Annotated in this window: 16 protein-coding genes; 11 read left to right on the forward strand and 5 right to left on the reverse strand. The window is 56.9% G+C overall.

Annotated elements, in window-relative coordinates; translation table 11 throughout:
* Positions 1–19: 19 nt before the first annotated feature.
* The 11 genes from tsaE to N675_RS06295 all read left to right on the forward strand — a co-directional run bounded on the left by tsaE (position 20) and on the right by N675_RS06295 (position 9,606).
* Positions 20–553 (forward strand): tRNA (adenosine(37)-N6)-threonylcarbamoyltransferase complex ATPase subunit type 1 TsaE, encoded by a 534-nt coding sequence (gene tsaE, locus N675_RS06245; RefSeq protein WP_051914313.1) that lies wholly within the window; start codon positions 20–22, stop codon positions 551–553.
* Positions 519–1,226 (forward strand): tRNA (adenosine(37)-N6)-threonylcarbamoyltransferase complex dimerization subunit type 1 TsaB, encoded by a 708-nt coding sequence (tsaB, locus tag N675_RS06250; RefSeq protein ID WP_051914315.1) that lies wholly within the window; start codon positions 519–521, stop codon positions 1,224–1,226. The genes tsaE and tsaB overlap by 35 nt, the downstream gene beginning before the upstream one ends.
* 25 nt (positions 1,227–1,251) lie before the next feature.
* Positions 1,252–1,935 (forward strand): ribosomal protein S18-alanine N-acetyltransferase, encoded by a 684-nt coding sequence (gene rimI / locus N675_RS06255; RefSeq protein WP_051914317.1) that lies wholly within the window; start codon positions 1,252–1,254, stop codon positions 1,933–1,935.
* Positions 1,932–3,035, forward strand: coding sequence for a tRNA (adenosine(37)-N6)-threonylcarbamoyltransferase complex transferase subunit TsaD (gene tsaD / locus N675_RS06260; protein ID WP_038038586.1), 1,104 nt, complete (start codon positions 1,932–1,934; stop codon positions 3,033–3,035). Before rimI ends, tsaD begins: the two co-directional genes overlap by 4 nt.
* A 14-nt stretch (positions 3,036–3,049) precedes the next feature.
* Entirely contained in the window at positions 3,050–3,856 is an 807-nt protein-coding gene (locus tag N675_RS06265) for an inositol monophosphatase family protein (protein WP_231577951.1), read from the forward strand.
* Positions 3,849–4,802 (forward strand): histone deacetylase family protein, encoded by a 954-nt coding sequence (locus N675_RS06270; RefSeq protein WP_038038588.1) that lies wholly within the window; start codon positions 3,849–3,851, stop codon positions 4,800–4,802. The genes N675_RS06265 and N675_RS06270 overlap by 8 nt, the downstream gene beginning before the upstream one ends.
* Before the next feature lie 6 nt (positions 4,803–4,808).
* On the forward strand, positions 4,809–5,450 hold the full coding sequence (gene hisH, locus N675_RS06275) for an imidazole glycerol phosphate synthase subunit HisH (RefSeq protein ID WP_038038589.1): 642 nt from the start codon (positions 4,809–4,811) through the stop codon (positions 5,448–5,450).
* Positions 5,447–6,205, forward strand: coding sequence for a 1-(5-phosphoribosyl)-5-[(5-phosphoribosylamino)methylideneamino]imidazole-4-carboxamide isomerase (gene hisA, locus N675_RS06280; RefSeq protein ID WP_051914319.1), 759 nt, complete (start codon positions 5,447–5,449; stop codon positions 6,203–6,205). Before hisH ends, hisA begins: the two co-directional genes overlap by 4 nt.
* Positions 6,202–7,317 (forward strand): coiled-coil domain-containing protein, encoded by a 1,116-nt coding sequence (locus tag N675_RS06285; protein ID WP_231577952.1) that lies wholly within the window; start codon positions 6,202–6,204, stop codon positions 7,315–7,317. The genes hisA and N675_RS06285 overlap by 4 nt, the downstream gene beginning before the upstream one ends.
* 6 nt (positions 7,318–7,323) lie before the next feature.
* Positions 7,324–8,088 carry an imidazole glycerol phosphate synthase subunit HisF gene (hisF, locus tag N675_RS06290; protein ID WP_038038590.1) on the forward strand — a complete coding sequence of 255 codons (765 nt, stop codon included), beginning with the start codon at positions 7,324–7,326 and terminating at the stop codon, positions 8,086–8,088.
* 243 nt (positions 8,089–8,331) lie between these two features.
* Positions 8,332–9,606, forward strand: coding sequence for a C40 family peptidase (locus N675_RS06295; RefSeq protein WP_081886902.1), 1,275 nt, complete (start codon positions 8,332–8,334; stop codon positions 9,604–9,606).
* 349 nt (positions 9,607–9,955) lie between these two features.
* On the opposite strand, the gene N675_RS06300 is transcribed toward N675_RS06295, so the two are convergent.
* The 5 genes from N675_RS06300 to N675_RS06320 form a co-directional block, all read right to left on the reverse strand.
* Entirely contained in the window at positions 9,956–10,912 is a 957-nt protein-coding gene (locus N675_RS06300) for an ABC transporter permease subunit (protein WP_038038592.1), read from the reverse strand.
* Positions 10,909–11,850, reverse strand: a complete 942-nt coding sequence (locus N675_RS06305; protein ID WP_038038593.1) for an ABC transporter ATP-binding protein — start codon at positions 11,848–11,850, stop codon at positions 10,909–10,911. Before N675_RS06305 ends, N675_RS06300 begins: the two co-directional genes overlap by 4 nt.
* A gap of 36 nt (positions 11,851–11,886) precedes the next feature.
* Positions 11,887–12,990 carry a recombinase RecA gene (gene recA, locus N675_RS06310; protein WP_038038594.1) on the reverse strand — a complete coding sequence of 368 codons (1,104 nt, stop codon included), beginning with the start codon at positions 12,988–12,990 and terminating at the stop codon, positions 11,887–11,889.
* Positions 12,991–13,069: 79 nt separating this feature from the next.
* Positions 13,070–13,414 (reverse strand): cyclic-di-AMP receptor, encoded by a 345-nt coding sequence (locus N675_RS06315; protein WP_038038595.1) that lies wholly within the window; start codon positions 13,412–13,414, stop codon positions 13,070–13,072.
* 126 nt (positions 13,415–13,540) lie between these two features.
* Complete coding sequence (locus tag N675_RS06320; protein WP_051914321.1) at positions 13,541–15,160, reverse strand: ABC transporter ATP-binding protein; 1,620 nt, start codon at positions 15,158–15,160, stop codon at positions 13,541–13,543.

Genomic DNA, 15,160 nt, shown 5'->3' on the forward strand with positions numbered 1-15,160 from the left:
CCGAGAGAGTGAGTTGAGCATGGAACGAATGCCTGCTCTCGACCTGATTAGCCATAGTCCTGATCAGACGCGCCGTCTGGGGACGCATCTGGCGCGTTTTGCTGAACCTGGTGATCTCTATCTGCTTAGTGGTTCACTGGGCAGTGGTAAGACGACGCTGGTGCAGGGCATTGCCCGTGGCCTGAAGGTTGGCGACTATGTGCAAAGTCCCACGTTTATCCTCGCGATGGAGCATGCTGGTTTATTACCTGATGGACGCCCAGTGCGGCTCTACCACATTGATCTCTATCGCTTGGAGAAGCCAAGCGAGTTACTCACATTCGGCATTGAGGATTATTTAGCCGATCCCCAAGGGATTGTGGTTATTGAGTGGCCTGAGCACGCCTCAACGGATCTCTTCGATGATCATCTACTTATTCGGCTAGAGTTCATCGCCGAGACAAAGCGGCGGTTGATGTTTTATCCCAACGGCCAGCGTTACCAGCGGCTGGTCGACCAGGTGCGACAGGAGGTAGCTGGTGGACGGCGGCGCTCAACCACTGCTAGCGATTGACACTGCAACAGAACAAGCTGGAATCGCACTCTATGATGGGCACTGGCTCAGCGAAATCACGTGGCAAGCCGGGCGTAATCAGACGGCGACCTTGCTTGCGGAAATTGACCACCTGCTCCGTATTAACCAACGGACAGTGCGACAACTTGGTGCAGTGGCAGTATCAATTGGGCCGGGCGGCTTCAACGGTCTACGTGTTGGCTTAAGCGTGGCCAAAGCACTCTGCTACAGCCTTCATCTCCCCTTAATCGGTATCATGACTCTCGATGCGCTCGCGTACCCGTTTACTGCCTATCGACGTCCCATTCGCGCATTTGTCCCGGCTGGCCGGCGACGCTATGTCTACACTGACTATCGCCGTCAAGGGCAGGCCTGGGTCCGTGCAAGTTGGCTGCGGACAGTGCGTGGCGAGCAGCTTGCAGAAGACCTAACTGAGCTAACGGTCTTGGTTGGCACGCTCGAGCCCAGCGATGCTGAGACGCTTGCCAAGAATCCGCGGGTTGTCCTGCCGCCCTCGAGCCAGCGAACGCTGCGGCCCGCTTGGCTTGCTGAGCTTGCTTTTCAGCGCTGGCAACGGGCAGAGCATGATCCCTTGGAAACACTTGAGCCGATTTACGTCCATGCAGGCGGTAGCGAGCCGATTCCTTCAGTAGAATTACCAGAGAGCTACTAAGTGGCTGGAATGTGGAGCAACAAGCGTGAAAGTTCCCGCCCAGAGCCCTGTACCGGAAGAGGTACCGCAGGAACGCACCTACATCCTTGCTCCCATGCAAAGTGATGATGTCCCAGCCGTCTCAGAGTTGGAACGGCGGTGTTTTACCAATCCATGGCCGCAGTCAGCGTATTACCGCGAGCTGCGCGAGCCTGAACGGAACTTCTATATCGTCTTGCGTCACGTGACAGGGGATGTGTCATTCGCGGAACCGGAAGCAGAACCGCGAGGCCCACTCGCTCTTTTACCACGGCTCCTGCGGCCGTCGCGCCCAACGACTCAACCGATTGTCGGTTTCGCAGGGATGTGGATCATCTACGGTGAGGCGCATGTCACAACGATTGCGGTAGCGCCGGAACACCGGGGACTAGGGTTAGGGGAAGTGTTATTCCTGACCCTCGTTAGTGAGGCTGTACGCCGTAATGCTGAATTTGTGACGTTGGAAGTCCGTGTTTCCAACGTGACTGCTCAGCGACTGTACGAGAAGTATGGATTGACGCGACAAGGGCTTCGCCGTCACTACTACAGCGATAATGGTGAAGATGCCTATATTATGACGTCCCCCTCTCTTCGCGATCCTGCTTATCGTGCAACGTTGCTCGCCTTGCGTGAACAGTTGATGAGCCGGCTGTCCACTGAACGGATCGCTGTCCTGGAGCAAGTGCCATGAACATCCTCGGCATTGAAACGTCGTGTGACGAGACCTCGGTTGCCATCGTTCGTGATGGGCGATGGGTACTCTCGAACGTTATCCGTTCACAGGTCGAGTTGCACCAGCGCTATGGTGGCGTTGTGCCAGAATTGGCTTCTCGCCGTCATATTACGACGATTATTCCAACGCTCCAACTCGCCTTCGAACAGGCTGAGCTCGAGCCAGCGGCTATCGATGCCGTAGCGGTGACGTATGGACCGGGTCTCGCTGGCTCGCTGCTCGTAGGTGTCAACGTGGCGAAGACGCTTGCCTATGTCTGGGAAAAGCCGCTCATTCCGGTGAACCATCTTGAAGGACATATCTACGCCAACTGGCTCACGTTGCCCGGTCAGCCCGAAGTCGAACCTCCAGTGTTCCCTGCACTTTGCCTGATCGTTTCTGGCGGACATACTGAGCTTGTCCTGATGCGTAATCACGGAGAATACACCTTGCTTGGGCGCACCCTTGATGATGCAGTGGGCGAAGCTTTTGATAAGGGGGCTCGCGTACTTGGCTTGGGGTTCCCCGGCGGTCCGGCGATTCAGCGGGCTGCAGCCGAGGGGCGACCAGGGCGCTACCCGCTGCCACGCGCATGGCTTGGTGACCGCTACGACTTTAGCTTTAGCGGGCTGAAAACAGCCCTCCTGCGATCTGTCGAGCAGTACCGCAAGCCGAGCGCCGCGCGTCCGAGCCGCAAGCCGACGGCTCAGCAGCCGTTCCCAGAATATCAGCCACCGGAGTATCTGCCTGGCCTCCCAGTTGCGGACCTCGCAGCCGAATATCAGGAAGCGATTGTTGATGTCTTGGTGGAAAAAACGGCACGAGCCGCACAGGATTACGGTGTCGCGATGGTCCTGTTAGCCGGTGGGGTGGCGGCCAATGCCCTGCTTCGCGAACGGTTGCGGGCAGCAGTGACTGTGCCCGTCCGGTATCCGCCACCGATCCTCTGTACTGACAATGCTGCCATGATTGCTGGGGCCGGATACTTCCTCTACCGTCGAGGCATTACTGCTGGGCTTGATCTTGATGTGCAAGCTGATCTCCCGCTGGTGACACGCACCGCGGTTACAGCAGCCTAATGGAAGGACCATGTGTGGTTGTTTCACCGCGAAGTTTGGCGATTGAGCTTGCATTGGAAGCCGGCCGATTACTGCGTGAACGGCTCGGGCATGTGCAGGCGATCCGCTATAAGGGTGAGATTAACCTCGTCACCGATGTCGATCTCGCGAGTGAACGGCTCATTCTTCATCGTATCCGCGAAGAATTTCCTGAACATGCCATCTTAAGTGAGGAGCAGCCAACATCTGCTGAGGTGTTGCGCGCACCATATACATGGGTTGTTGATCCTCTCGACGGGACGACGAATTTTGCTCATGGATATCCGATGTTTGCTGTCTCGATTGCTTGGCTTTGCGAAGGTGAGCCATACATTGGCGTCGTCTATCAACCGATGCTCGATGAACTCTTTGTTGCCGAGCGAGGGCATGGTGCCTACTTGAACGGCCAACGACTCTATGTCTCAACTGAACATGTCCTTCGCCGGTCTCTTCTCGCAACCGGGTTCCCGTATGATGCTGAGCGCCGCCGGCAAGCAGTTCGTGATTTTGTTCATTTCATCGATGTAGCGCGAGCAATTCGCCGCGATGGGACAGCAGCCATTGACTTATGCTACGTCGCTGCTGGCCGCTTTGACGGGTTTTGGGAGCGCGAGCTATCTCCCTGGGATACAGCAGCTGGCGTGCTGCTTGTCCGCGAAGCCGGTGGGATGGTTACGAACGAAGCAGGAGAACCCTACCGTCTTGGTGACCTTGTGTGTGTTGCGTCGAACGGCCAGATTCACCAGGAAATGTTAGCAGTGCTCGCTGCTGCCCAACACCAGCAGGATCCGCACGATGACTGACCGCACAGCGCTTATCCTCTCTGACGATTTTCTTCGACACGAAACCGGCGATCATCCTGAATCGCCTTCCCGCCTTATAGCAATCCGTCAGGGACTGCAACAGGCTGGCATGCTCGCAGACCGGCCGGTGTGGGAGCCACAACCTGCCTCGCTTGAGTTGGTGACAGCGATTCACCGGCCTGAGTATGTCTCCATGGTCGAGCGTCTCGCGCTCCTTGGCGGCGGCTGGCTTGATGCGGATACGGTCGTCTGTCCAGTTTCCTATCCAGTTGCGCTCTTAGCTGCTGGGGCTGCGGTTCAGGCAGTCGATGCAGTAATGGCTGGGCAAGCACCGCGTGTCTTTGCCTTCGTTCGCCCTCCTGGGCATCATGCCGAACCAGGACGTGGGATGGGGTTCTGCTTGTTTAACAACATCGCTATTGCAGCCTGGCATGCCCTGCATGCCTACAGGCTTCAACGCGTGGCGATTCTCGACTGGGATGTGCATCACGGTAATGGCACGCAAGCAGCCTTTTACGATACCGATCGTGTGCTGTTCATCTCGCTCCACCAATGGCCGCTTTACCCCGGTACTGGACGTGCCAGCGAGACGGGGCGTGGAGAGGGACTTGGATTCACGCTGAACCTGCCACTGCTGCCAGGAACAGGGGATGCCCGCTATCTCGCGCTCTTTGATGAAACGATTGAACCGCGGTTGCTTGACTATCGTCCCGAGTTGCTCCTTGTGTCTGCAGGGTATGATGCCCATTGGCAGGACCCGCTTGCTGATATGCGTGTGACGGAACAAGGATTTGCCGCCATGGCAGCTCGTGTCCGTCGTTGGGCGGATACACTGTGCGCTGGGAGGCTCGTGCTCGTGCTTGAAGGCGGGTACAATCTCGCTGCGTTGGCCGCAAGCGTCGTTGCTACGCTACAGGCTCTCGACGAGCCCAATAGCATTGGATAGTGTGAGATGATTGCTGTTGTTGATTACGGTGCAGGCAACCTCGCAAGTGTTGTCAATGCGCTGGAACGCATTGGTGCATCAGTGACGGTAACGCATGATGCGCAAACGATTGCCAAAGCAGACGGGGTCATTGTCCCTGGCGTCGGTGCGGCAGCCGACACAATGCACCATCTGACATCGCTTGGGCTCGTGCCCGTATTGTGTGACAGCATTCAGCAGGGCAAGCCTTACCTTGGGATCTGCATGGGGCTGCAAGTGTTGCTCGAGCGAAGCTATGAGGGTGGCGAGCACCAGTGCCTGGGTATCGTCCCCGGTGTTGTCCGGCAGTTGCCAAGGGAACAAGTGATTCCTCATATGGGATGGAACACAGTTAAGCAACGGCAGGATCACCCGATCTTTGCCGGTATTCCCGATGAAGCCGACTTCTACTTTGTCCATTCGTACTATGTTGATCCTGTCGACGCCTCGTGGATTGCAGGTACCACCGACTATGGCGTCACGTTCCCGAGTGTCCTTGCTCGTGGTATGGTCATGGGGACGCAATTCCATCCTGAGAAGAGTGGACGTTGGGGATTACGCCTGCTTGAAAACTTTGTCTTGATTGTGCAACGGCATGCATCGCCAACGCAGCTTGGGGTACGGACATGATTATCATTCCAGCCATTGATCTCCGCGCAGGCAGATGCGTGCGCTTAGTCCAGGGGGATTTTGCTCGCGAACGAGTCTATGGCGATGATCCTGTCGACGTGGCTCGGCACTGGGCGGAGTGCGGTGCGCCACTGCTGCATGTTGTCGATCTTGATGGTGCGATTGCTGGTCGCCCTATGCAGTTGGACCTCATTCGCGCGATGATCGCTTGTGTGGATTGCCCTGTTCAGGTTGGCGGCGGTCTGCGAACCATGGCAGACCTCGAAGCTGCGTTTGCTGTCGGGGTCGCACGAGCGATTCTTGGCACGGCTGCACTCGACCAACCAGCGCTGCTTCAAGCAGCACTCGAGCGATGGGGCCCAGAGCGCATTCTCGTTAGCGTTGATGCGCGGAATGGCTCCGTTGTTGTCCGCGGTTGGCTTGAAGAGCGTGCTGTAACTGCGCTGGAATTCGTCAGCCAGCTACGCGAGTTTGGCGTTCGACACGTCATCTATACCGATACTGCCCGAGACGGTATGCTAAGCGGCCCTGATGTTGATGGCATTATGGCTCTTGCTCATACTGGTGTTCAGGTCATCGCCTCCGGCGGGATTGCCACCCGGCAAGATCTTGAGCGTTTGGCCACCATTCCTGGGGTGGAAGGGGCCATTGTCGGCCGAGCCATCTATGATGGCACCATTGTCTTACAGTCTCCGACAGACTGGGTCATCGAACCTCAGCGAGGGACGGAGCAGGAAGAAGCGGAGGCGCTGTGACGACCTCAGATCGGCGTGATCGGCTCACGAGCATGCCGCGTGATGACGATCGGCGGCAGCGTGAAGAGCTGAAGCATTATGCATTGCAGACTCAGCTCGATGAGTTGCGTCAGCTCTTGCGCGAGCTGGCGAGTCGTCAGCTTCGACTTGAAGAGAAGCAGACCGCGAGTGATGCAGAGCTTGCTGAGGTACGTCAAGGGCTCGAGCAAGTTCGCCGGGATATCGGCCAAGCGGCGCAAGCTCGCCAACTGGAAGATGCTCGCATGCGCCAACAGCTGGTTGAGCTTGCAACACGACTTGATGAGGCAACACGACCAGTGCGTGCTCTGCAAGCCCATGTTGCTGAACTTGCCGAGGCGCTACGTCGGCAACGCGATGAGGCAGGCCAAGATACCCGCCGGTACGACGAACTCCGTGTCCTGATCGATCATCTCTCTGGTCATATCGAGCGGCTCCATGCCATCAGTCAGTCGGTGCGGACGGCGCTCGACACCCTCTCGGCTGAAGTCCAGCGGATTGATCGTGAAGTTGCTCGGACACAGGACAACATACGGATTGTTGACCAGGAAGCTCGTCGCCGCGTTGCTGAAGGCATGCAAGGAATTGAGAAGATCCAACAAGAATTGAAAGAGTTGCATGCGCGCCAACAGGTGGCGCAAGCACGTATTGAGGAAGTTGCTGAGTCAATCAAGGGATTCGACCCGCAAATCGAAGAGCTTGCGGGGCAAATCGAGCAGATACGCCAGCGTATTCCTCAAGTTGAGGAACGCGCTCTTGAGCGTCATACGCTCGTGAGCGAGCGGCTTGAGGAGTTGCGCCAGCAGCTTGAAGCTCATCTGCGCGATGTAAGCGCGCTCGCTGAGCAACGTCATGCTTACCTTCTGGCCCAGCTCGAAGCGTTGGGCGCTGAAGATCGCAATCTTGCCTATCGTCTCGATCTGTTTGAGCTTCGGCTCGAAGAACTTCGGGAAATCGACCGTCAACTCCGGAGCGAACTCTGGCGTCTTCACGAACAGCGTGCTCGACTGCGCCTTGAACAGGCCCAGCAAGAGCTCGATGCGGTGCTTGAGGCACGTAAACAAGCTGAGAAAGAAAAAGCGGTACAGGACTAGCTAAGGATGTTGAAATACCGTGTTATCCCTTGCCTTGATGTGACGGACGGACGCGTTGTCAAAGGCGTCCAGTTTGTCGATCTTCGTGATGCAGGTGATCCGGTTGAACTTGCTGCACGCTATGATGCTGAGGGAGCCGATGAACTCGTCTTCCTCGACATTACTGCCACGAGCGACAACCGAGAGACGATGGTTGACGTCGTGCGGCGTACTGCCCGGGAAGTGTTCATCCCCCTGACGGTTGGCGGCGGCGTGCGCACAGAAGATGACATGTATCGTCTGCTTCGGGCTGGAGCAGACAAGGTAAGTGTCAACAGCGCAGCGGTTGCTGACCCAACGTTGATTGAGCGGTGCGCAGCCCGTTTTGGTAGTCAATGCGTTGTCCTTGCCATTGATGCCCGTCGCCGCAAGGACGGTGGGTGGGAAGTTTACACGCACGGTGGACGTCGACCAACTGGATTCGATGCTGTCGAATGGGCACGGCGCGGGGCGCAGTTAGGGGCTGGAGAGATTCTGCTGACGAGCATGGATGCCGATGGGACAAAGCGTGGATATGACCTTGCCTTACTGCAGGCGGTAACGAAAGCCGTTTCCATTCCGGTCATTGCCTCTGGTGGGGCGGGGAGTCTTGAAGATCTCTATCAGGCGATCGCTCTAGGTGGCGCACAGGCCGTGCTTGCAGCTTCGCTGTTTCACTTCCGCCAGCACACAATTGCGGAAGCAAAGCAGTATCTTGCTGCTCGCGGGCTTCCAGTGCGGGTACAGTGGTAAACGCGTGTATTGGGCATATGGTCCCGTGCAAGTGCCCACCAACGGCCTTGTTTCGATCGGGACGCGTTTCCTAAAGGGTCGGTGGTTGACAGATGGGGAAAAGCGTGCTAGTCTGCGTGTGAGCGCAGGAAGGTAGTGGGGAGAAAGCTCCTGCGCGGCTGCATGTAGGTGGGTTCCTGTTGCCTGCCACAGTGCAGCTCTTAGGATGGGGGACGGGTACAGGACGACGGGAAGGGGAGAGCATTGGGGTTGGCGAGATTAGTGCGCCGGTCGACGTGGACGTTCTCGCTCCTCACGCTCGTACTGCTGGCTAGTACTACTCCAGTTTTCGCCGAGAACACACCAGTTCCTGGTGCCGTTGGAACTGTGAGTCAAACCAACGGCGATGGGGTGAATGTGCGCGCGAAGCCAGGCACGGACGCGGACAAGCTTGGCACCCTCCCAGAAGGCGCTCGTGTCCTGGTCATCGATGGCCCTGTGGCAGCTGGTGATGGATCGAAGTGGTATAAGGTGCAAAGTGACCAGGTTTCCGGATGGATTATCAGCACCTACCTTGTTCGGGCATTGCCAGCTAAGGGCGATACCGTTGCTATCTATGGGACTGATGGGACAGGCCTCCGGTTGCGTGACAAGCCAAGCCTTTCATCGACTGTGCTGACGATCATGCCCGAAGGCGCAACTGCTCGTGTTGTTGGCGATACAGTGCAAGATGGCGATGGGAATGCTTGGGCGCAGCTGAGTTACAGCGGGCAGACCGGCTATGCATCAGCCGCCTTCCTGGTAGTTAAGCAGAGCCAGGGAACCGTTGCCCAAGTGCAGCAAGCTGGCCCAACCCTTCACGCCGGAGGCAATGCTGAGGTCGCCAACACTGATGGTCAGGGCGTCAATGTGCGCTCTGGTGCAGGGTACTCAGCGAGCATCGTAACAGTTGCACCAGAAGGTGCGGTGATGGCAGTCCTTGGTGGACCAAAGACGGATGATCAAGGGAATGCGTGGTGGCAAGTTGACTATCAAGGTGTGAAAGGCTGGGTCAACGGCGCTTATCTCAAGCCAACCGACAAGCAGCCATCACAGCCGCAAGCGCAGCCTGCCGCTGCCAATACTGCACAGGCGGGCGCGTCGGCTGCTCCAGCTGCCTCGAACGTAGGCCAGGCGATTGTGGCTACTGCAATGAAGTATCTTGGTGCTCCATATGTTTGGGGGGGCACGACGCCGGCTGGGTTTGACTGCTCTGGATTTGTCTACTATGTGGTAAACAAGGTGCTGGGAGGTGGATTCCCACGCAGCATCTTCTCCCAGGCAGTGAGTGGTGTGTATGTTGATCCAAAGAACTTGCAGCCAGGCGATCTCGTCTTCTTCCAGAATACGTACCAATGGGGCCTCTCCCACGCAGGGATTTACATTGGGAACGGCAAGTTCATTCATGCCGAAAATGAAAGTACTGGAGTGACAATTAGCGACATGTGGGATGGTTACTGGGGGCCGCGCTTCTATACCGCCCGCCGCGTCGGCTCCTGATTCGTTCTGTACCGTAAGAATCATCCCATTAACCCGCTACCGTGCGCTGTCAATGCTGGTAGCGGGTTTGTTTTAGTGCCGGTGGAAGCGTGAGAGCGCTGCACGCGACAATACTGCAGCGCAACGCACCTGGCCCATCGGCCGTGTTCACTTCGTTGCTTGTTTGCTTCGTTGTGTGACGTTGTGGAACCCGCGATTTGAATTGGTTAGCTCCTCTCCCCTTGAATCTGTCTTATCGGGGAGCCGGGCTGTTATCGCTGCATGCCTTGGCTTGCCACTGTGTTCCTGCTGGTACGCTCCCGGTCGAGCACCACCTTGTCGCCCGCGCTCGGAAAATATCCCCCTGGATTTAGCTGGCTGAGGCTCGTGGAGCAAGATCCCGTTTTTGCAACGCGAGGATCGCGAGAATGCAGAAGAAGAGGGTGTAAGCGATGAGGATGCCAGCTGCCCGGTATGGATGCAGGTGTTCAGTGGTACTACTCGCCAGGAGTTGGGTGCTGCTAGCTAGCTGTTGCGTGTTAAGCGTGCGCATGACTGATGCATTGCCGCCGATCAGGACTTCTTGGACGAGCGTAAGCAAGCGGTGGAGGAACCCGTGTGTCGCGGGCAAGACTTGACTGATAACTGGTACTGCAATTTGCTCAGCGAAGAGATAGCCTAAGACACAGCCCATCGTGACTGCCGATGACCGCAGGAGAAGGCCAATTGCAACGGTAGCGGTGACATACGGCAAGAGTGCCAAGAATGCGCGGCCAAGACTGAGGAGGACGGTGAGGACAAATCGACCGGTTAGCCAACTGCCCAGAGTAGCTTGATGATAGATGGCCGAACCGATAGCTGACAACACAACTGCGGCTAGAAAAATGACGATGAGCCAAAGGATGGTAATCATCATAAGCCCGAGGAGTTTTGCCGTAGCAATTTTCCAGCGTGCTGTTCCACGGCTAGCCAGTAGACCAATTGTGCCCCAGCTAAATTCATTTCCCGTCATGCTCGCAGCAACAACGACTAAAGCGAAAATGCCGAGCCCACTGAGGAAATTGATCCCATCGCTCAAGCCACCAGGTAAGGTGACCGCTTCTTTCACGACATCCTGCAGGGATGTCGTAGCGTTTTGATCGCTCTGTGATACCTGGATGGAGACTCCGGGTGTTGCATCCCCCGTACCTTGGGGCGACGTAGCTGAGGTTGCGACAAACAACAGGATGCGAACGGCAACGAAAAGGAAGAGGATAATGCCAAGCGCAATCCAGGTCATTGGGCGGCGGCTAAGTTTATAAAGCTCTGCGGCCAATAAGCCGCTCATGCGACATGCTCCTCTGTTTGTGTGGAGGAAGCCCCAACCAGCTCAGCGAAGATATCACGCAGGCTCTCACGCTGAGGCACCAATTCCACAGGGTAGATATCCTGCTTCGCGAGCATGGCGCTCAGCTCACCGGCATGAGCTGGATCTGCGTAGATAACGAAAGCATTCTCACGCTCCTCGATGCCGGCAATCCACGCTGGACGCCCTGGGCTCGTCAAGAGGGCTCGCGCGCGATGATCATCCGTGGTTCGTAACCGGATACAGCTTGTGTGCTGGAGCAACGCTGATAGCGGCCCATCTGCGACAACACGACCACGTGCGATGATGATGACCCGGTCACAGAGCGTCTCAACATCCGGCAGGAGGTGACTCGAGAGGAGAATGGTCTTGCCGTTTTCGACCAGTTCTTTGAGCAAGGCGTGGATCCGCTGTTGGCCCAGCGGATCCAGCCCGTTTGTTGGCTCATCGAGGAGCAGGATGTCGGGGTCGCCAAGCAGTGCGCTAGCAAGCGAGAGCATTTGCCGCATGCCTTGGGAGTAGCTTTTGGCTGGCCGACGGCTGTGTTCGCTCAGCCCAACACGCTCACAAAGACTCGGGATGACGCGCGGGTCAACGTTATACGTACGGGCGAGGACGGCGAGGTTGTCTTCTCCGCTTAAGTATGGATAGAAGACAGCTGCTTCAGGCATAATCCCCACGCGGCGAAGTGCTACCTGCCCAGCTGGGGTATCAAGCTTCTGGCCAAAGAGCCGAATTTCACCGCTCGTCGGCTGAACAAGTCCCGCCAGCATCGACAGCGTCGTCGTTTTTCCAGCACCATTCGGGCCAAGTAGGCCAACAAGCTCACCAGCGCGCAACGTGAATGTGACATCCTGCACAGCGAAGCGCTGACCGTAGCGTTTCGTCAGGTGCTCAGCGCAGAGAACCGGTTGTTCCATGGATGCTCCAAGTGATCCAATCGGCCCGCATGAGCGCTAGAGATCACGGAATAATCCTGGCAGCAGCGCGGACTCTTCGTCGTCATCAAGTGGCTCAGCGGGTGTTGGTGCTGGCGTCTCTTCGCCGCTACCATCGTAGTGAATCCGATGCCGGAGTTCCGGCGCGGCCTGGCGAATTCGCTGTTCGATTTCCTGAAGTACGCTGGGATTAGCCTTAAGGAAGGCCTTCGCGTTCTCTCGGCCTTGCCCAAGCCGCTCGTCCCCCAGGTAGTACCATGCACCGCTCTTGCGGATAATCCCGAGGTCTGTGGCGACGTCCAAGACGTTTCCTACAACTGAGATGCCTTCGTTGTACATAATGTCGAATTCAGCCTGACGGAAGGGCGGTGCGACCTTATTCTTGACGACCTTGACGCGCACGCGCATGCCAACGGTGTCTTGGCCTTCCTTAATAACGTCGACCTTGCGAATATCAAGACGAACTGAAGCGTAGAATTTGAGGGCCATTCCTCCCGTCGTCGTCTCGGGATTGCCGTACATGACACCGATCTTCATCCGGAGTTGGTTAATAAAGATGACGGCAGTCTTCGAGCGGTTAATCGCGCTGGTTAGCTTGCGGAGTGCCTGGCTCATGAGCCGAGCTTGGAGTCCAACGTGCGCGTCACCCATCTCGCCTTCGATCTCTGCTCGTGGGACGAGCGCGGCGACCGAGTCGATCACGACAACGTCGACTGCGCCACTCCGCACGAGAGTTTCGGTAATCTCAAGCGCTTGCTCGCCCGTATCGGGCTGAGCAATAAGCAGACTGTCGAGATCAACACCAAGGCGCTCGGCATAAATCGGGTCGAAGGCATGCTCAGCGTCAATATAGGCGGCAACACCGCCAAGTTTCTGGGCTTGGGCAATGACGCTGAGGGCAAGCGTCGTCTTCCCGCTTGACTCTGGGCCATAGACTTCAGTAATGCGTCCACGTGGAATACCACCAACGCCGAGTGCGAGGTCAAGGGCGATTGCTCCCGTTGGGATGACCTCGACCTGGAGTTTGCTCGTATCTTCACCTAGGCGCATAATGGCGCCTTTGCCGTACTGTCGCTCAATCTGTGAAATGGCGAGCTCGAGAGCCTTCTGTCGATCTGCCATGGATGCCTGCCTTCCTGATCACCAGCGCCTTTCGGCGAAAGAATGTTCTGTCTTATGGTACTCCAGCGGTGCTGCAATGTCAACTAACGGGGCCACTGATGCGCTCGATCCGCTCGACTGGGAGTGTGAAGATGATTGCGCCACCAACTTCAACTTCGAAGTTCTCTGGCAAGTATAAGAGACCTGGTTCAACTGCCGGGACATAGGGGACGACGATCTCCTTACGGCGGCGGCAGGTTCGCCGAATAATTGCGAGGGTGCGGTTCACCTGGTCATCTTCGACGCCAAGGAATAGGCTAACGTTATCACGACGAAGTAGCGCGCCAGCACTCGTGATGCGGGTCATTCGTAAGCCCTCGGCGACCAGTTCGTCCATGAGTTTCTCAGCGTCTTCACTCTGAACGATCGCGATCAGAAGTTTCACGCGGTTCTCCACTTCACCTCTTATGTCTTGGTGTTCCAGCTTGAGCCGACCGATAGCATGCTGAGTATACGGCCAGCAGAATCGTCGCGCAATAGCATGAGAATGAACAATAGATGAACAGCGCAGTCAGGCATTGACCGCCGCGTCGGCGGCAAGCGACGCAAGCACGTCTCGAACGGTTAAAAGTCCTTGCCCAAAGACCCGGTTGATTTGCGTGCTATAGGCAAGTGTCCCATCGAAAACCACGGAAGGCTCCCCTTCTGCGATCACCTCACCCTCGGCGAGGAGTACCACCCAATCAGCACACAGGGCAATGAGTTCACAGTCGTGCGAGGTAAGTATGACAGTTTTTCCTTCCTCTGCCAGAGCGCGGAGATGTTGTGCAAGCACGTGCTTGAATTCCGGATCAAGTCCTCGCGTTGGTTCGTCAAGGAGGAGCACAGGCGGATCGTGTGCGACAGCAATCGCGAGAGCAAGACGTTGTTGCTCGCCAACACTAAGGTCATACGGGTGTTTAGCCGCAACAGCAGTGAGCTGAAATGCATGGAGCAGGTCCTGCAGTCGAGCTGCGCGTGAAGCCGCGTTCGTGTCAAGACTGGTGCACAGTTCTTCCTCAACACGTTCAGTAAGGAAGAGCGTGCTCGGTAGTTGAGGCACGTAGCCCATCCAGCGTGTGCGCTCTTCCACAGGGACTTTCGTAATGTCACGATCACCGAGCCATATCCGACCTTCGCGTGGCCTGATAAGACCGCGGATTGCCCGGAGCAGTGTTGTCTTGCCTGCCCCGTTCCGGCCGAGAATAGCCGTGACCGCTCCGTGCGGACAATGGAGTGTGCATGCTCGCAGCCCCCAACTGCCTGACGCAAACTGGACGCTAAGGCGCTCAACACGAATCCCAGGTTCCCGCGGAGCTTGGCGTATTACCCGCTTGGAGAGTGTCATCGGCTTGGCACGTACGTGTTGGCGTGCTTCACGAACAGTTAACGGCAGTGGCCGCCAGTCAAGTGCCATGCCAAGCTGGATAAGTGGCGGTGGGTATGGGAGCAGCGGAGCGATACTGCGTGGCTCGCCATCATGGACGATCTGACCATCTGCCATGATGACAAGGCGAGTACAGTTGCCGAGGACACGCTCAAGCCGATGTTCAGTCAGGACAAGCGTTAACCCGAGATCGCTCGTCAGCTGGGTTAAGACGCTCAGCAGCGACTCTGCCGCCCAGGGGTCAAGCTGGGATGTTGGCTCGTCAAGTGCCAAGATCGTTGGGCGTGTCGCGAGGGCAACGGCTAATGCTACACGCTGTCGTTCTCCGCCAGAAAGCGTGTGAATGCGGCGACCATGCAGTGCACTAATCCCAAGAATGTCAAGTGCTTCCTCAGTTCGGAGTCGTGCAGCCTGGGGACTAAAGCCAAGACTTTCCAAGGCAAATTGCAGTTCTTCTGCAACCCGGTCGACGACTACTTGCGTTTCAGGATCTTGAGCGAGAAATCCCACGAGATGGCTCAGTTGGGCTGGACGTATGGTCTTTGTATCACGGCCAGCGACATAAACTGATCCTCCGAAAGTGCCACCGGTGAAGTGAGGGATGAGGCCATTGAGTGTCCGCAACAACGTTGATTTCCCAGCCCCCGATCGGCCTGCGATCACCACAAATTCGCCTTCGTCGACCGTCCAGTTTGGAATCGTCAACGCTGGCGTGCTGCTCCCTGGATAGCAATAGCGCACTGAACGAAGTTCAATGATTGCCAT

This window comes from Thermorudis peleae, assembly GCF_000744775.1.
GTDB classification, from domain to species: domain Bacteria; phylum Chloroflexota; class Chloroflexia; order Thermomicrobiales; family Thermomicrobiaceae; genus Thermorudis; species Thermorudis peleae.